Raw genomic sequence first — 17,642 nt, 5'->3', positions numbered from 1 at the left:
GGCCGGGAGGTCGGAAAAGCCCACCCCGTATCCTTGCGCCCCCTCCAGGCAGGAGGGGGCAGGGCTGCTTACTGTGTGCCTTCGGCGTACCAGGTGCGGAATTCGGAGTAGTTGGGCATTTCCTCCGAGTTCGCGACCGGGTCGATCGGCACGTGGATCACGGTCACGCCGCCACGCTCGTAGGCGCGCTGGATGGCCGGGCCGATGTCCGCGGCCTTGGTGACGAACTCGCCCGCAGCGCCAAAGCCTTCGCCGATCTTGTCGAAGCGGACCTTGTCCGACCAGTGCGTGCCGGTTTCCTTGGTGCCGTGGCCGAAGGTGCGCTTGTAGACGCCCACTTCGAGGCCCCACTGGAAATCGACGCCGACGACACAGACCAGGTTCAGGTTCTCACGCACGGCTACTTCGAGCTCGCCGATGTGGAACAGGAACGAGCTGTCGGACGTCAGCAGCATGCCCGGACGTGACACGCCGGTGGCAGCGCGATCGGCGAGCATGGCGCCGGTGGCGTAAGGCAGGCCGGTCCCGATGTGGCCGTAGTTCTGGTTCCAGATCACGTCGTGCGGCTTGCACTGCGAGTAGGTCCACTGGAAGATCACCGTGGCGCCGCCATCGCGGATCATGATGCCGTCCGCGGGGAACGCCTTGGTCGCTTCGGTGACGAACTGGCTGGTGTGCATGAGGCTTTCGCTGCCGTCCGGCTTGCCTGCTGCATCCTCGGCGAGTTCCTCAAGCTGCTGCGCATCCTGCTGAATGTAGGCCGATAGCTTCTCGGTTGCCTGGCGGCCGCCGAGTTCCTTCAGCGCGCGGCTGAGCTGCGGCACGACGCCGCGCACGTCACCCACCAAGGGCACGTCGATCGGGCGATTCACGCCGATCGCGGTGGGGTCCTGTTGGACGTAGATCCACTTGCGGTTGGCCTCGTTGTCGACCCAGTGGCGCCAGCGGCCGTAGTGCGAAGGCTCGCCCAATTCGGTGGCGAGCGCCACGCAGCAGTCGCTCTCGACTACGGCGTCGATCGAAGCCTCGGAGAAGCCATAGGGGAAGGTGCGATCTTCCAGGCCTTCGATGAAGCTGGTGCCACCCGAGGTCTGGATCACAGGGCACTGCATCAGCTCGGCCAATTCGCGCACGGCGGCGCCCGACTTGCTGGTGTGGACGCCATGACCGACCAGCAGGATCGGGTTCTTGGCTTCCATGATGATCTTGGCAGCCTCGGCGATGCGGTCGCCGTCGGCGCCGGCGTTCACCAGGCGATAGCGATCGGGCGGCAGGATCGGCGTGTTGGGCACGTCCTCGAGGATGACGTGCTGCGGCAGCTCGATGTAGGCCGGTCCCGGGGTGCCCGACATGGTGACGCGGATCGCCTCGCGGATGATTTCGTCGACCTGATCGCCGTACTCGATCGAGCTGGAGAACTTGACCGAGTCCTCGACCATCGGCTCCTGGCGGACGAACTGGATGCGGCCGCGGCGCACGCGGCGTTCGGTCACGCGGGCGCGCTGGCCGGCGATGATGATGACGGGATCGTTCTCGACCTTGGCGCACTGCACGCCCGGCATGGCGTTGGCGAGGCCGGGCCCGAGCGTCGCGATGCACACGGCGGGCTTGCCGGTGATGCGCGCGGCGCCTGCAGCCATATGGGCGCTGGCGGCTTCATGGTGCGACGACACGACCGTCCAGCCGCGGGTCTCGGCTTCGAGGAAGAGGTGGACGAAGTTGGGATCGGGGATGCCGAACAGGGTGTTGATGCCCTCGGCCTCGAACAAGTCGAGCATGCGCTTGTATACGGGGATCATGCCCGCGTTGGTGGTCGGGGTCTCCGCCTGCGGCTCATTGTCGTACATCTTGGTGCCTTCCTTCCGATCTCTTGTCCGGTCTATTGCCAACTTCGCGGGAGGTCTCCAGGCGCGCTGCCCGAGCCTCCACAATGATGGGGCGGATTACCCTCCCAAGGCGTGCCGTGGACTCGCTGTTAGCCAGTTGCGCAGCACCTGCCAAATGCAAATCAACAGCACTGTTCATTGCCTGCGACGACGCGCGCCGCAAGCGATCATTCCTTCGCTGCCTGCGTCATCGCCAGGGCGCCGAGCACCGCATCGTTGTCTTCCCCTAGCCTGGGCGCGGCGCCCCGCACTTTTCCGGGCGTTTTCGAGAACCAGGTCGGCACTCCGGGGAACCGCGTCGGGCCTTGCGGGGTGTCAACCTCTTCGAAGAAACCGATCGCGTTCAGTTGCTCGCTGTCGAACAGCTCGTCGGTTGAGCGCAGCGGCGAGCAGGGGATGTGCAGCGCGGTGAGCGTCTCTAGCCACTCCTGCGTGGTGCGGGTCAGGAACGTCTCGCCTAGCAGGCCGTATACGCGGCCGATCTGCCTGGCGCGCTGCGCCAGCGTGGCAAATTCGTCGCTCGCCCAATCGGGCTTGATCGCGCCGACGAAGGCGTTCCAATGCTTGTCATTGTATACAAGTGCGGCGACGTAGCCGTCCTTGGTCTTGTACGGCCGTCGGTTTTTCTCGACCGCGCGGTGATAGTGCGCAGGCGTGGTCGGCGGCGAGAACATCGCGCCATTGGCGTGCTCCACCAGCATGAACGAGCTCATCGCCTCGAACATGGTGACCTCGACCTCCTGGCCCTCGCCAGTGCGCTCGCGATGGAACAGGGCCATCATCGTCGCGTAGAGCGCGTGGAGGCCGGCGACCTTGTCGGCCATGATCGTGGCGACGTAGCCCGGCTCACCGTTCATCAGGCCCTGGACGTACGGGATGCCGCATTCGGCCTGGATTGTATCGTCGTAGGCGGGCTTGTCCGCCTCGGGGCCGCGCCGCGAGTAGCCGTAGCAGTTGGTGTAGACGATATCGGGCCTGATCGCCCGCACCGCCTCGTAGTCGAAGCCCAGCTTGGCGATGGCCTTCCCGCGCATCGAGTGGATGAACACGTCGGCCGTGGCGACCAGTGCGCGCAGGGCGGCCTTGTCCTCGTCTCTGCGCAGATCGAGCATGACGCCCTTCTTGCCGCGGTTCACGTTGACGTAGATGCCGCCCATTCCCTCTTCAGGGCCGGTGGTGATCCAGCGGGTGTTGTCGCCTTCGGGAGATTCGACCTTGATCACTTCGGCGCCCATGTCCGCCATGATCTGCGTGGCGTATGGGCCGAAGACGACGCTGGTCAGATCGATGACGCGCACGCCGGCGAGCGGTCCTTGCGCTCCTGCTGATGCTGCGTTCATCCTCGCCTCCGCTTCTTGCTTGTGCTGACGCGTAGTCGAAGCAACCCTCGTCGTCCATGCGTATTTCCGAACATCGAACCGTTATCGGCACGCAAGCTGTTGTGTGTGCCTGCGTGGCTTGCTAGGTGCGCCTGCAAGAGTTCGCCTCGCGCAGAAGGACGGTCGCCCGTGGATTTCGCTTTTACCGAAGACCAGCAGAACATCCGCGAAGCGGTGCTCAAGCACTGTGCCCAGTTCACCGACGAGTACTGGCTGGAGAAGGATCGCTCCGGCGAATTTCCTTACGAGTTCCACATGTCGATGGCCGAAGCAGGCTGGCTTGGCGTCGCCATGCCCGAGGCGGTCGGCGGGGCGGGGCTCGGCATCACCGAAGCAGCGGTGATGATGCAGGCCGTGGCCGAGAGCGGCGGCGGCATGACCGCGGCCTCGGCGATCCATGGTCCGGTGTTCGGGTTGGAACCGGTGATCCTCAACGGCACCGAGGAGCAGCAGCAGCGGATGATTCCGCCGATCCTGTCGGGCGAGGAGAAGATGTGCTTCGCCGTGACCGAGCCCAACACCGGGCTCGACACGACCAGCCTGAAGACGCGCGCCGAGAAGGTCGAGGGCGGCTACAAGGTCAGCGGCGAGAAGATCTGGATCACCAACGCACACGTCGCCGACCGCATGCTGCTGATCGCGCGCACCACTCCGCTCGAAGAGGTCAAGCGCAAGACAGAAGGCCTGACGCTCTTCTACTGCAAGCTCGATCGCGACAAGATCGAGCATCGGCTGATCCCCAAGATGGGCCGGCATGCCGTCGGCTCGAACATGCTGTTCATCTCCGACTTGTTCATCCCCGAGGAGGACCGCATCGGTGCCGAGGGGCAAGGCTTCAAGATCCTGCTGCAGGGGCTCAACCCCGAGCGCGTGCTGCTGGGCGCCGAGGCGACGGGGCTTGGGCGTGTCGCGCTCCAGAAGGCGAGCCGCTATGCCCGCGAGCGCGTGGTATTCGGCCGGCCGATCGGCCAGAACCAGGGCATCCAGCACCCCCTCGCCAAAGCCTGGATGCAAGTCGAGGCGGCCAGCCTGATGGTGTTCAAGGCCGCGACGATGTTCGACCAGGGCCTCGACTGCGGCGCCGAGGCGAACACAGCGAAGTATCTTGCCGCCGAGGCCGGCTACGAGGCGTGCCAGACTGCGGTGATGAGCATGGGCGGAATGGGCTATGCGCAGGAGTACCACGTCGAGCGCTACTTGCGCGAAGTGCTGATCCCCCGCATCGCCCCGGTCAGCCCGCACCAGATCATGAATTACATCGCCGAGCGCGTACTCGACCTGCCGAAGAGCTATTGACGAGCATGCTCCCCTCCCGTTCAGGGGAGGGGCTTGGGGGTGGGGCTCGCGTCCTCCTGCGGCGTTCGGTCGTCGGCACGCTCCCACCAACCCCGACCCTGAAGAGGAGGGGCTCAAAGGAGGATCCATCATGCACCACCAACCCGCAACCGCCCGCTCCTGGCTCTTCGCGCCGGGCGACAGCGAGAAGAAGATGACCAAGGCGATGGAGGGCGAGGCTGACATCGTCCTCATCGACCTCGAGGACGCGGTCTCGCCTGACAGCAAGGCCACCGCACGGCCGATGGTGCATGACTTCATCAAGGCCCATCCCGAGCAGCGTCATCGCTTGTGGGTGCGCGTCAACCCGCTCGATGGCCCTCACACCCTGGCCGATCTCGCCGCGGTGATGCCGGCACACCCCGGCGGTATCATGCTTCCCAAGGTTTACGGCCGGCAGGACGTCGAAACCTTGGACAAGTACCTGGACGCCTTTGAAGTCGCGAACGGCATCGAGCAGGGTTCCACCCCTGTGATCGTCCTCGTCACCGAGACCGCCGAGGGCATGTTCCACTGTGGCGATTACAAGGGCGCGCCGCGCGTGGTGGCGCTGACTTGGGGCGCGGAGGACCTGGCGGACTCGATCGGCGCTTCCTCGAACCGCAATCCGGACGGCTCGTATTCTTTCACCTATGAACTCGCGCGCAGCTTCTGCGTGATGGGTGCCGCGACCGCAGGCGTGACCGCGATCGAAACGATCAGTGCCGACTTCAAGGATCTCGACGCGCTGCGCCAGCGTGCCGAGAAGGTCCGTCGTGACGGCTATCGCGGCATGATGGCGATCCACCCGGCGCAGGTGCCGGTGATCAACGCCGCCTTCACCCCCAGCGAGGCGGAGATCGCCGAGGCGCAAGAGATCGTCGACGTGTTCGCCGCCAACCCCGGCGTCGGCGCGATCGGCTGGAAGGGCGGCATGCTGGACCGGCCCTACCTCGCCCGCGCGGAGCGGGTGCTGCGCCAGGCAGGCCGGCTATGATTGCCGCGGAGGCGCTCGACCTCTCGCAAGTCCTCCGCCGGGGAGACCGCATCGTCTTCGGGCAGGCTTGCGGTGAGCCTACCACCCTGGTCGAGGCGCTGATCGCCCAGGGTGCTGCGATCGGCGACCTTGGCGCCTTCATTGCCACCAGCTTCTCCGGCCTGTTCACGCCCGAGACCGCGAGCGCTTTCCGCCTGTCCTCCATGGGCGCTATCGGTGCTCTGCGGTCGATGACCAAGGCTAACGCGCTGGACGTCATTCCCGTCCACGTCAGCCAGGTCGCGCCGCTGATCGCGTGGGGGCAGATGCTGTGCGATGTGGCGATGATCCAGGTCAGCCCGGCCGATGCGCAGGGCAACCACTCCTGCGGCCTGATCAGCGACTACGTGCGCGCTGCCGTCGACAAGGCCCGGGTCGTCATCGCCGAAGTCAACGATCAGGTCCCCTATGTGCCTGGGGAGCTTATCCCCGCCAGCGCCATCGATGTCGCGGTCGAAGTCAGCCGCATGCCGGTCGAGGTTCCGGTGGCCAAGATCGGGGCGACCGACGAGGCGATCGCCAAGTTCTGCGCCGAGTACATCGGCGACGGCTCGGTCATCCAGACGGGCATCGGCGCGGTGCCCGATGCCATCCTGCGCCTGCTGCTCGATCGCAAGGACCTGGGCATCCACTCTGGCATGCTCGGCGACGGCCTCGTCGACCTTGTCGAGGCTGGCGTCGTCACCAATGCGCGCAAGGAAATCGACCGGGGAATCTCGATTAACGGCGCGCTGATCGGAACCCGGCGGCTCTTCACCTGGGCGGCGAACAATGCGGCGATCCGCATGACGCCCACCAGCTACACCCACGACGCCGGCGTGCTCGGGCAGCTTTCACGACTGGTCACGATCAACTCGGCACTGGAGGTCGATCTCACCGGCCAGGTCAATGCCGAGCAGTCCGGCGCTTCGTACCTCGGCGGCACCGGCGGCCAGGTCGACTTCGTTCGTGCCGGAGCCCGTTCGCCCGGCGGCGCCTCGTTGATGGTGCTGAGCGCCACCGCCAAGGGCGGGACGATCAGCAAGATCGTGCCCCAGCTCTCGGGCCCGGTCACTTCGGCGCGCACCGAAGTCGACGTGGTGGTCACCGAATTCGGCGCCGCCGAGCTGAAGGGGCAATCGCTGGCCGAGCGCGGCCGCCGCCTCGTCGCGGTGGCCCACCCGGACTTTCGCGAAGAGCTGGACCGCACCGCCTTCGACATCGCCAAGCGAGGTTTCTGACCATGACTGACGCCGTCCTGTTCGACGCCCGCGAGGATGGCATCGCCGTCCTTACCATCAATCGTCCGGACACCCGAAACGCCCTCAGCCGCGATGTGCGCGAAGGCTTGCGCACCGCCTGGGAGCGGTTCGAGGCCGACCCGCAGCTCAGGATTGCCGTTCTCACCGGCGCTGGCGACAAGGCCTTTTGCGCTGGGGGTGACCTCAAGGAGATGGTCGAGACCGGCATGACCGTCCCCCCGCGCGACATGTTCGCGCTGCCCTACGACTCGATCGAGCTGACGAAGCCGACGATTGCCGCGGTGAACGGCCATGCCTTCGCCGGCGGCTGGATGATCGCCCAGGCCTGCGACTTGTGCGTCGCAAGTACGAACGCAAAGTTCGCGATCACCGAGGTCAAGGTCGGCCGCGGCAGTCCGTGGGCGGCGCCGCTGATCCACATGATTCCACAGCGGGTGTTCATGGAGATCGTGCTCACCGGCAAGCCGATCGACGCACAGCGTGCTTACGAGATCGGCCTGGTCAACCGCCTTGCCGAACCGGGCGGCGCGTTGGAGGCTGCGATCGCGCTCGCGCACGAAGTGCTCGAAGGCGCGCCGCTCTCGGTCAAGGCCGCGCGCGAGACGGTGATGCTCGCGACCGAGATGGGCCGCTCCGCCGCGCTTCAGGCCGCGCGCGTCGCGCACGAGCTGACCTACAATTCGCACGATGCCCAGGAAGGCCCCCGCGCCTTTGCCGAAAAGCGCAAGCCGGAGTGGCAGGGGCGATAAGCGAGGCCACCTCGACGCACAGATCCCTTGCGCCTAGAGCGCGCCGATGACGCAGCAGACTTACGACGCGATCATCCTCGGCGCTGGCGCTGCCGGCCTCATGTGCGCGGCCATCGCCGGCCAGCGGGGCAGGCGGGTGCTGGTGCTCGATCATGCGCCGGAGGTGGGGCGCAAGATCGTGATATCGGGTGGGGGACGGTGCAACTTCACCAACTTGCACACCGCGCCCGATCGGTACTTGTCGGCAAACCCGCACTTCGCGCGATCGGCGCTGAGCCGGTATACGGCACAGGACTTCCTGGCGCTTGTCGAGCGGCATGGCATCGCCTGGCATGAGAAGACGCTTGGGCAGCTGTTCTGCGACGGTTCGGCGCGGCAGATCGTCGCCATGCTGCTCGACGAGTGTGCGATGGGTGCGGTCGAGGTGCGGTGCGAGGCGGCGGTTTCGGCCGTTTCGCATGGGGAGGGGCGGTTCACGGTCGGATTCTCCGGTGGCGACGCCTCGGCGGCCTCGCTGGTGATCGCGACGGGCGGGCCGTCGATCCCGAAGATGGGGGCGACCGGGTTCGCCTATGACCTGGCGCGGCAGTTCGGGCTCAAGGTGGTGCAGCCGCGGCCTGCGCTGGTGCCGCTGACGCTGCCTGCAGAGGAGGCGCTGTTTCGCGAGCTATCGGGCGTCAGCACGCCGGTCGCCGCGAAGGTCGGCAAGACGAGCTTTGCGGAGGCCGCGCTGTTCACGCATCGTGGGCTTTCCGGGCCCGCGATCCTGCAGGTGTCCAGTTACTGGCAGCGTGGCGAGGAGGTCGGTATCGACTTTGCGCCTGAGGAAGATGCGGGATGGTTGGTCGCAGCCAAGCGGGCGCGTCCCAAGGCCTCGCTGCGCCGCGTGCTGGAGGACGCATTGCCTTCCCGGCTGGCCGAGGCGCTGGCGGAGCGGGTCGGTGTGGCTGGCGATCTCGGCAACGTGTCCGACAAGGCGCTGACGGCGGCCGAGGGGCGGCTGGCGGACTGGCGCTTCCTGCCCGACGGTAGCGAGGGTTTTGCCAAGGCCGAGGTGACCGCGGGCGGCATCGACACGCGCGGGCTCTCGTCCAAGACAATGGAGGCAACCAAGGTGCCCGGCCTCTATGCCATCGGCGAGGCGGTGGACGTCACCGGCTGGCTAGGCGGCTACAACTTCCAGTGGGCTTGGGCGAGCGGGGTCGCAGCGGGGCAAGCGGTTTGACCTATTCTCCCCCGCGGGGAGAGGATAGGGGAGTTTGCTGCATGGCAGCGAGCGTAGCTTGGAGAGGGCCCGCGAGGCTCGCGTAAACCGCGGCCCTCTCCAACTTCGGCTAGGCAGACAAGCCGGCAAGCCTGCGTATCCTCTCCCCGGCGGGGAGAGGATGGCGTGCTCAAGCGTCCAGCCGCATGCCGGGCATGTCGCCGGCCGCGCGCCAGGCGTCCATCTTGCGCTGCCAGTCGTCCCAGCCGGGGCCCCAGCCGCGGAACAGGAACCACTTGGCTTCCTTGTCGCCCTCGTTGGTGAAGTAGCTCGGCGTGCACTCGTTGAGGATCATCGAGAGGTCGAGCTCCTTCTCGCGAAACTCCTTGATGTAGGCGTCCTGGCCCTCCTGCGTCGGCTCGACCGCCTTGATGCCCTTTTCAAGCGCCTCGCGGATGATCCAGGCGGCGTGGCGGCCCTGCTCGCCGAACTGCAAGGTGGTGTTGCCGTTGAGGCCGCCCTGGATGTAGCCGGTGAAGAACATGTTCGGGAAGTTGTGCGCCATGGTGCCGTTCAGCGTCAGCGGGCCGTCCGACCAGTAGTCGTAGATCGACACGCCCTCGCGCCCGACGATCGTCTCGATGCCCCAACGGCGCTTGAGGTCGCCGGTCACCTCGAAGCCGGAGGCGAAGATCATGCAGTCGATCTCGTACTCCTGACCCTCGTGGATGAAGCCTTTCTCGCTCATCGCTTCGAGGCCGGCGGTCTTCGAAACGTCGATCAGCTTGACGCTGGGACGGTTGAAGGTCTCGTAGTAGTCGTTGTTCGACAGCGGCCGCTTGCACATGAAGCGATAGTAAGGCTTCAGCGCCTCGGCCGTCTCCGGGTCCTGGACGATGGACTCCACGCGCTTGCGCAGGCGTTCCATGACACGGAAGTCCATGACTTCGCGCCGCTGCATGAACTCGTTGAAGTCGATCGTCGGCCAACCCGCTTCCTCGAGTTCCGCGTTGAGGTTGCGATTGATCTCGGTCCAGATGTCGCAGATCAGGTCCGGGTCGCCCGGGGGGATGATCTCGTTGGCAGCGCGCAGGAAGTTGGCCTGGCGCTCGGACTGCCAGCCGGGCTTGAGCGAGCTCGCCCAGTCCGGATCGGTCGGCGGGTTGGGCCGCTCGTCGACGCTCGATGGCGTGCGCTGGATCACGTAGAGCTGCTTGGCGTACTTGCCCAGGTACGGCACCGCCTGGATCGAGGTGGCGCCAGTGCCCAGGATGGCGACGCGCTTGTCGGCTAGCTTGTCGAGCACGGGATTGCCCCACTCGCCGCCGGTGTAGTCGAAGTCCCACCGGCTGGTGTGGAACATCTTGCCCTTGAACTTGTGGATGCCGGGCATCGACGGGAACTTGGGCGTCGACAGCGTGCCGCCGCACATGATGACGTTGCGCGCGCGGATGGTGTCGCCGCGGTTGGTGGAGACCAGCCAGCGCTTGGCGTCCTCCTGCCACTCCAGACCGGTGATCTCGGTGTGGAGGAGCGCCTTGTCGCGGAAGCCGTACTTGTCGACGATGGTCTGGATGTAGTCGTAGATCTCCTTGCCGTCGGCGAACTTCTTGGACGGCAGAGTGCCCATGTCCTCCAGCAGCGGCAGGTAGCAGTAGGCGTCGTTGTCGCACTGGATGCCGGGGTAGCGGTTCCAGTACCAGGTGCCGCCGAAACCGCCGGCGTGCTCGATATGACGGAAGTTGGTGACACCGGCCTGAGTCAGGTGGAAGCCGGCAAGGATGCCGGTCCAGCCCGCGCCGAGGATGGCGACGTCGATCTCTTCGTCGACGGCATCGCGCGGGACCACCGGGGTGAAGGGATCATGCTCACGCGTGTCGTGGACCAGGTGATCCTCGGGCGCGGCATACTGGCCGCCCTTTTCCTTGCGGATGCGCTTGTCGCGCTCGGCCGCGTACTTCGCCTTGAGCGCCGGGATGTCGACTTCCTCGGGCGCGGGTACGATCGATTTCAGGCAGTTCATGTCCGATCCCACTCTTTTCCTGGCAGCGCTCGCGACGAGCTGCTGGCCTTGATGCGAGAGATAAACTCGCAAGCCTAATTGTCAACAGTGTTGTTCATTAGCGTTGATCAACCAGATCTCGCCATGCCGAAGCTGTAGGTGATGTGATCGATGTGCCCGTGCAGCCCGAAGTCCAGCGTTTCCGCGGCATCGAGGAACCGCGGAGCCGCTTCGGCCACTTCGTCCAGCGTCCAGGAAGGCTGGTACACACCCGGTGTCTCGGCGATGAACATGCGCGCGACGCGCCCGGCGATGGCGGCGATCATCTCGCCCGAGACGCTGCAATCCTCGTGCGCCAGCCATGCGACGGTGGGCGCGACCAACTCAGGCTCCATCGGCGGATATTGCGAGATGTCGATGCCCTCCGCCATGCGGGTGACGGCGCTGGGCACGATGACGTTGCACTTGACGTTGCAGTCCTCACCCTCAAGCGCGGCGACGTTGGCAAGGCCGATCATGCCCGACTTCGACACGCCGTAGTTCACCACGCGCTTGTTGCCGTAGACGCCGCCGATCGAGGAGGTGAGCACGATGCGTCCGTACCCTGCGTCCTGCATGTGCGGGAAGGCGGCCTGCACGACGTGGAAGGCGCCCATCAGGTGCACGTCAACGACGCTGCGGAAGTCCTCGTAGCTGATGTCGCGGATGGTGCCATAGCGCACGTTGCCGGCGTTGTGGATCAGCGCGTCGATGCGGCCCCAGGTGTCGAGTGCGGCCTGGATGATCGCCTTCCCGCCCTCCGGCGTTGCGACCGAATCCGTGTTGGCGATCGCTTCGCCGCCGGCTGCGACGATCTCGTCGGCGACGCTCTGGGCCACGCTCTCGTCGGGACCGTCGCCGCGAAGGGCGCCGCCCAGGTCGTTGACCACCACCTTGGCGCCCAGCGAGCCGAGCAGCAGCGCATAAGCACGGCCGAGCCCGCGACCGGCGCCGGTGATCACGGCCACGCGGCCTTCGAAGTTTCTCTCAGCCATGGCTCTTCCCCACATGTCGCGGCGGATACATGCCGCGCTCATTTATCCGAACGGCAAACGGATATGCGCGCAAGCTTGCCATGGCAATCGGCAGGACGACGGTGCAGCGATACCTTCTTGGCCGACCTCACCAACCCCGCAGGGTGCTCAGCGGCGGTCCGGGTCGAGCCCGGCACGACGAGTCCGCCCGTGCGGTTTCCCGCTGGCTCCACCGCGCCCGCGTTGCGCGCACCCGGTATGCACGATACCACCACGACCAAAGATTCGGCATCGAGCCGCAGGAGAGGTGTATACATGCTGCAACCCAGTGGCAGGAACGAGTCCGGCATCGCGGCCACCCCGGCGGAAGGCTGGATGCTCCATCGGCTGACGCCTGCAAGCCGGTTGCAGAGCGCCAACGGCATCCGCACCCATGCCGACGGACGTATCTGGGTGGCCCAAGTTGCGGGCAGCCGGGTCAGCGCGATCGACGTCGATACCGGCGTGATCGAGACGGTCAGCCCGTCGAGCGGCGGCATCATCGGCCCCGACGATCTCGCGTTCGATGAAGCCGGCAACCTCTACTGCACGGAGATCACCGAAGGGCGCGTCTCGATGATGACGCCGTCTGGCGAGTACCGCGTGGTGCACGGTGACATGCCGGTGGCCAACCCGATCACCTACCACCAGGGTCGCCTGATCGCGGGCGAACTGCGCGTCGGCGGGCGGATCATGGAGCTTGATCGCAATGGCAGCGACCACCGCGTGATCTACGAAGGCGTGCCGCTGGTGAACGCCTTCGAAGTCGGCCCCGATGGCAAGCTCTACTTCCCCGCGCAGGGCGCCAACGAGATCTGGCGCATTGGCCTGGACGGCGGCCAGCCAGAGGTCGTGACCAAGGACCTGGGCGTGCCGGACTCGGTCAAGTTCCATCCGGACGGCTACATCGTCTCGACCCAGGTCTACTCGGGACAGGTGCTTAAGATCGATCCGCGCACCGGCGACAAGTCGGTGCTGGCCGACATCGGCCCGGGCTTGGACAACGTGGCCTTCATCGGCAAGCGCATCTTCGTCAGCCACATCAACGGCTCGATCACCGAAGTGCTGGAGCCGGGCAAGACCAAACCGCTGGTCGAAGGCGGGCTGGAATGGCCGCTGGGCCTGGCCTTCGGCAACAACGGCCATCTGCTAGTGGCGGACGGCGGCTTCACCTACCTGCTGGCACCCGGCGACCATCTGCAGCTCGCCGGCATGCTGTTCTCGCCCGGTTATCCCGGTTGGATCCGCGATGTCGCCTCCGCCGGGATCGACGAGTGGGCGGTCACCACGGCCAACGGCGAGGTCGCGCTGTGGGATCCGGCGGGTCAGGCGACGCAAGTGCTTGCCAGCGGGTACGACCGCCTGATGGGCATCGATGTCGGCAAGGGCGGGCGCGTGGTCTTCGCCGAGCTGCCGACCGGGCGCGTGCTGGAAGTGCAGGGCAGCGAAGTGACAGAACTCGCCTCCGGGCTGGACCGCCCGATGGGCGTGGCCGTGGCTGAGGACGGCACCGTGTTCGTGGCCGAGAGCGGCGCGGGGCGCGTGGTCAAGCTGAGTGGCGGCCGCAAGGAGACGGTGATCGACGGGCTCGGCCGGCCGGAAGGTCTCTCGATCGGCGCGGGCACGCTCTACATCGCCGATCCGGGCGCCAATGCCGTGGTCGCTTGCGACCTGTCGGGCGGCGCGCGCGAGACGCTTGCCTCCGACTTGCCGATCGGCGGACCGGGCGGCGCCCCGACGGTGCAGCTGGGCGGTGTGGGCGACATGTGCGGCCCGATGAACACCTTCGTTGGCATCGCCGCGGCGTCGGACGGCACCGTCTACGTCTCGGCTGACGCGGAAGGCAGCGTACTGGCCTTGCGCAGATCTGAATAACACCTCGTCATTTCCGCGTCGGCGGAATGGCGAAAGAGGGATCGAGGCAGCGCGCCATTGTGCGCCGCCTTCAAGGGGAGAGGACACCCATGCTCAAGCAGATCTGCTTTTTCCGCAAGAACCCGAACATGACCATGGACGAGTTCATGGACTACTACGAGAACCAGCACTCGCAGCTGGCCAAGAAGTCCGGAGCCAAGCCGGCGATCCCCAATGCGGTGCGCTACGTGCGCCGCTACCTGCAGCCCGAGCGCAATCCGATTACCGGCGAGATCCACGATTCGGGTTACGACTGCATCATGGAAATTTGGTGGAACAGCCGCGAGGACTTCGAGAACTCGCAGCGGATCATCAGCGATCCCGAGCGCATGCCGATGACCAAGGCCGACGAGGCGAAGCTGTTTGCCAGCCACGCCAATCCAGTCGCAACCTGCATCGAGTACGATTCGCCGATGGGACCCAATGGCGAGCAGACGCAGGTCGAAGTCCGTTATGAGGGTTGAGGCGGCCGACGCCGTCGGCGTCGGAGCTGTCCCTGCGAACGACGCGCTGGTCCAGGCAGAGCCGATCACAGGTGGCGCCGAGTGGCGCGCCTACCCCATGCTGCCGATCGCGGCGGCGTTCGGCTATGCCACCAGCGTCATCCACATCTACGGCTTCGGACCCTATGTGGTGCCGGTCTCACAGGCGTTTGGCTGGTCGCGCGCGATGGCGACGGCGGGGATCAGCCTGGCTACGATCGTCCAAGCCTTCTTCGGCATCCTGATCGGTCTTGCGGTCGACCGGTTCGGCCCGCGCGGCTTTGCATTGCTCGGCATCGTCCTGGTGCCGGCGACCTTCGGGTTGATCGGCACGGCGACAGGCAGCGATCTCAACTGGTATCTGCTTTGGGGCCTGCTGTCGCTCTGCGTGCTGCCGGTGCAGGCGACGATCTGGACCAGCGCGGTCGCCTCGCGCTTCACTGTGTCGCGCGGCATGGCCTTTGCGGTGACGCTGTGCGGCGCTTCGATCGCGGCGACGGTGTTCCCCTTGATGGGCAGCTATCTGATCGGGCGGCTCGGCTGGCGCCTGGCACTGGCGGCGCAGGGCGGACTGTGGCTGCTGCTCGCGTTTCCCATCATCTTCGTGTTCTTCCGCAGTGCGTTCGACCGCGAGAAGGGCGCGCGCAAGGTGGCCGGGGAGAAGCCGAAACCGCGCGACCTGCCGGGAGCCACGTTGCGCGAGGGCGTGTTCTCGACGATCTACGCGCGGCTGTTCGTGGCTTGCCTGCTGTTCACCTTTACCATCCTGGCGCTGGTGGTGCATTTTGTGCCGATCCTAACCGATCGCGGTGCCGATCCGGTGGCGGCAGCAGGGCTGGCCTCGCTGATCGGCGTGTTCTCGCTGGTCGGCCGGCTTACGACGGGCGCGCTGCTCGACCGGTTTCCAGCCTCGCTGGTCGGAGCGGTGGTCTTCGTGCTTCCGGTCGGCTCGTGCCTGATCCTGCTGCTGGCAGCGAGTTCGTACTTTGCGCTTGGTCTTGCCGCTACGCTGGTCGGCCTGACGCTGGGCGCCGAGATCGACGTGGTCGTCTACCTCCTGAGCCGCCACTTCGGCTTGAAGAACTTCGGCGGGCTCTATGGCGGGCTGCTGGCGGCGCTGTCGATCGGCACCGCCGCCGGCCCGCTCGCCGCGTCGTCGGTGTTCGACCACACCGGCAGCTATGCCCTGTTTCTGTGGGGCGTGCTGGGGTGCATGGCCGCGAGCAGCGTGGCGATCGCCAGCTTGCCGTGGAAGGCGCGGGAGTGGAGCGCACCCCGCGTTTGACCCGTATCCTCTCCCCGACGGGGAGAGGAGGGGGCGGCGCTTTCAGAACTGCCGCGTGCCGGTCGCGTCCTCGGCCTTGAACACCGGGATCTCCTCGACCGCCTTCATCATCACCAGCGGGATCTGCCGGTCGGTGGAGGCCTGGTAGTTGGCGTAGAACGGGTGGCAGTCGATCACGAAGTTCCACACCTTCTCGCGCTCGCCGCCCTCGGGTTCGCGCCAGGTGCCGCGGAAGGCCTGGGTAGCGACCTGGAACTCGACCTCCTCCATGTCGCGGATGTTGAGGTACCAGGCCGGGTGGGTGTCGGCACCGCCCTTCGAGGCGACGATCACCACTTCGCCGCCGATGTCGGCGTAGCACAGCGGGGTGATGAACACCTTGCCGCTCTTGCGGCCGGTGTACTTGATCATGCAATGCGTCGCGAAATTGCGGCCGCCGACTGGGGTGATGTCCATGATGTGACCCTTGGCGCCGCCCGACTCCAGGTACATCTCGCGATGCTCGACCACCCAGTCCTTGCGGGTGTCGCGGATGGCGGCTGAGGTATCGTCGCTCATGGCTTGTCTCTCTCGTCCCGTTGCGTTTGGCAGGTTCTTGCCCATCTCGTGCCAGAGGCCAAGGCGGATGTACACAATCGCCCGGGCGGTGGGCGCACCGGTTTGCGCTGCCATGCGAATAGTGGGATAAAGCTCGCAAAGCCGCACATCGATTGAGGATAGAAGATGGGTGAACTCAGCAAGATCGCGCAGGCGTCGTCGCCGGACATCACCGAGCCGGTCAACGTCCCTGCCGAGGCTTATATCTCCCCGGAATACGCCCGGGCGGAGCGCGATCGTCTGTGGCGCAAGGTCTGGCTGCAGGCCGGGCGCGTGGACGATATCGACGAGGTCGGCAGCTACATCACGTTCGACATCCTCGACGACTCGGTGATCATCGTACGCACCGGGCCGGATACGATCCGTGCGCTGCACAACGTCTGCCCGCATCGCGGCCGCAAGCTGGTCGACACGCCGCCCGGCCAGCGCAACGCCCGCGGCCGTCGCCCCAACTTCATCTGCGCCTACCATGGTTGGACCTTCGACCTCGATGGCAAGAACACCTACGTCGAGCATATCGACGACTGGCAGGGCAAGCTGTGCGACGGGCTGGCCGATGTCGGCCAGGTGCAGGTCGACACCTGGGGCGGCTGGCTTTGGATCAACCTGGATCCCGAAGCCGGGCCGCTGGCGGAGTATCTCGCGCCGGCGAACACCATGCTCGATCCCTACCAGCTGCAGAACATGCGCCCGCGCTGGCGGAAGTGGGTAGTGTTCGATTGCAACTGGAAGGTCGCGATGGAGGCCTTCTGCGAGACCTACCACGTCAACACCACGCATCCCGAGTTCATGGAGTTCGGCCAGTTCCGCGGCTGGGCGCGCAACCAGGGCCTGCACTCGCACATCGGCTATGAAGCGCCCAAGGGCCAGGAAGAAGACGCGGGCAAGCTGCGCCTCGGCGCCGGCGAGGATCCCCGCCTGACGACGGCGGAAATGCAGAACTTCACCTGGGCCAATGCCAACACTAACACCACCGAGACGCTGGTCGGTGTGGCGAACCGCCTCAAGGACGAACTGCCGGAGGGCACGCCCGCGGCAGAGGTCTCGGCTTACTGGATCCGGACCGCGCGGGAGGAAGACGCTGCGCGCGGCGTGGTCTGGCCGACCGTCGACCCTTCGCACACCGCGAAAGCGGGCACGGCCTGGCAGATCTTCCCGAACTTTCAGATCGGCCACGCCGTCAACAACATGCTGTGCTACATGGCGCGCCCCTACAAGGCCGATCCGGACAAGTGCATCTTCGAGGCCGCAGTCTACGAGCTCTATCCGGAGGGACAGGCGCCGCAGACCGAGTGGGAGTATACCGAGCCGCAGGACTGGCCACCCGTGCTGCAGCAAGACTTTACCAATATGGCCGCGGTCCAGCAGGGCATGAAGAACGTCGGCTTCCGCGGCGCGCAGCCCAACCCCTACATGGAGCGCTCGGTGGCGAGCCTGCACATGAACCTGGCCAAGTTCATGGGCACGGGAACGCCGCTCAAGTGGCAGTGAAGTGGCAGTG

Annotated in this window: 14 protein-coding genes; 9 read left to right on the top strand and 5 right to left on the bottom strand. The window is 66.1% G+C overall.

What is annotated here, in order from left to right; translation table 11 throughout:
• Nucleotides 1-68: 68 nt before the first annotated feature.
• Nucleotides 69-1,847 carry a thiamine pyrophosphate-binding protein gene (locus GV044_RS00745; protein WP_159864097.1) on the bottom strand — a complete coding sequence of 593 codons (1,779 nt, stop codon included), beginning with the start codon at nucleotides 1,845-1,847 and terminating at the stop codon, nucleotides 69-71.
• A gap of 206 nt (nucleotides 1,848-2,053) precedes the next feature.
• A complete protein-coding gene (locus tag GV044_RS00740) occupies nucleotides 2,054-3,226 on the bottom strand; it encodes a CaiB/BaiF CoA-transferase family protein (protein WP_159864094.1) in 1,173 nt (390 codons plus the stop codon).
• Between the two features lie 168 nt (nucleotides 3,227-3,394).
• Here GV044_RS00740 and GV044_RS00735 point away from each other — a divergent pair, with 168 nt between their 5' ends.
• The 5 genes from GV044_RS00735 to GV044_RS00715 all read left to right on the top strand — a co-directional run bounded on the left by GV044_RS00735 (nucleotide 3,395) and on the right by GV044_RS00715 (nucleotide 8,830).
• Complete coding sequence (locus GV044_RS00735) at nucleotides 3,395-4,561, top strand: acyl-CoA dehydrogenase family protein (RefSeq protein WP_159864091.1); 1,167 nt, start codon at nucleotides 3,395-3,397, stop codon at nucleotides 4,559-4,561.
• Between the two features lie 130 nt (nucleotides 4,562-4,691).
• Nucleotides 4,692-5,576 carry a CoA ester lyase gene (locus tag GV044_RS00730; protein WP_159864086.1) on the top strand — a complete coding sequence of 295 codons (885 nt, stop codon included), beginning with the start codon at nucleotides 4,692-4,694 and terminating at the stop codon, nucleotides 5,574-5,576.
• Nucleotides 5,573-6,835 (top strand): acetyl-CoA hydrolase/transferase family protein, encoded by a 1,263-nt coding sequence (locus tag GV044_RS00725; RefSeq protein ID WP_159864057.1) that lies wholly within the window; start codon nucleotides 5,573-5,575, stop codon nucleotides 6,833-6,835. The genes GV044_RS00730 and GV044_RS00725 overlap by 4 nt, the downstream gene beginning before the upstream one ends.
• Nucleotides 6,836-6,837: 2 nt before the next feature.
• Nucleotides 6,838-7,605, top strand: a complete 768-nt coding sequence (locus GV044_RS00720) for an enoyl-CoA hydratase/isomerase family protein (protein ID WP_159864054.1) — start codon at nucleotides 6,838-6,840, stop codon at nucleotides 7,603-7,605.
• A gap of 46 nt (nucleotides 7,606-7,651) precedes the next feature.
• On the top strand, nucleotides 7,652-8,830 hold the full coding sequence (locus tag GV044_RS00715) for an NAD(P)/FAD-dependent oxidoreductase (RefSeq protein ID WP_159864051.1): 1,179 nt from the start codon (nucleotides 7,652-7,654) through the stop codon (nucleotides 8,828-8,830).
• A gap of 169 nt (nucleotides 8,831-8,999) precedes the next feature.
• Here GV044_RS00715 and GV044_RS00710 read toward each other — a convergent pair whose 3' ends face one another.
• Both GV044_RS00710 and GV044_RS00705 read right to left on the bottom strand, forming a co-directional pair.
• Nucleotides 9,000-10,832, bottom strand: a complete 1,833-nt coding sequence (locus tag GV044_RS00710) for an NAD(P)/FAD-dependent oxidoreductase (RefSeq protein WP_159864047.1) — start codon at nucleotides 10,830-10,832, stop codon at nucleotides 9,000-9,002.
• A 107-nt stretch (nucleotides 10,833-10,939) separates the two neighbouring features.
• Entirely contained in the window at nucleotides 10,940-11,845 is a 906-nt protein-coding gene (locus tag GV044_RS00705; RefSeq protein WP_159864044.1) for an SDR family NAD(P)-dependent oxidoreductase, read from the bottom strand.
• Nucleotides 11,846-12,139: 294 nt separating this feature from the next.
• On the opposite strand from GV044_RS00705, the gene GV044_RS00700 reads away from it, so the two are divergent.
• The 3 genes from GV044_RS00700 (at nucleotide 12,140) to GV044_RS00690 (ending at nucleotide 15,544) form a co-directional block, all read left to right on the top strand.
• A complete protein-coding gene (locus GV044_RS00700; protein WP_159864040.1) occupies nucleotides 12,140-13,738 on the top strand; it encodes a gluconolaconase in 1,599 nt (532 codons plus the stop codon).
• Nucleotides 13,739-13,827: 89 nt separating this feature from the next.
• Nucleotides 13,828-14,241 (top strand): EthD domain-containing protein, encoded by a 414-nt coding sequence (locus tag GV044_RS00695; RefSeq protein WP_159864037.1) that lies wholly within the window; start codon nucleotides 13,828-13,830, stop codon nucleotides 14,239-14,241.
• Nucleotides 14,231-15,544 (top strand): MFS transporter, encoded by a 1,314-nt coding sequence (locus GV044_RS00690; protein ID WP_159864034.1) that lies wholly within the window; start codon nucleotides 14,231-14,233, stop codon nucleotides 15,542-15,544. The genes GV044_RS00695 and GV044_RS00690 overlap by 11 nt, the downstream gene beginning before the upstream one ends.
• 42 nt (nucleotides 15,545-15,586) lie before the next feature.
• Here the strand turns inward: GV044_RS00690 and GV044_RS00685 are convergent, their stop codons facing one another.
• Nucleotides 15,587-16,102 (bottom strand): nitroreductase/quinone reductase family protein, encoded by a 516-nt coding sequence (locus GV044_RS00685; RefSeq protein ID WP_159864031.1) that lies wholly within the window; start codon nucleotides 16,100-16,102, stop codon nucleotides 15,587-15,589.
• Nucleotides 16,103-16,267: 165 nt separating this feature from the next.
• Here GV044_RS00685 and GV044_RS00680 point away from each other — a divergent pair, with 165 nt between their 5' ends.
• Nucleotides 16,268-17,632, top strand: a complete 1,365-nt coding sequence (locus GV044_RS00680; RefSeq protein WP_159864028.1) for an SRPBCC family protein — start codon at nucleotides 16,268-16,270, stop codon at nucleotides 17,630-17,632.
• Nucleotides 17,633-17,642: the final 10 nt, after the last annotated feature.

This window comes from Novosphingobium sp. 9U (genome assembly GCF_902506425.1).
Taxonomy (GTDB): Bacteria; Pseudomonadota; Alphaproteobacteria; order Sphingomonadales; family Sphingomonadaceae; genus Novosphingobium.
This window is presented reverse-complemented; position numbering and strand designations above follow the sequence as displayed.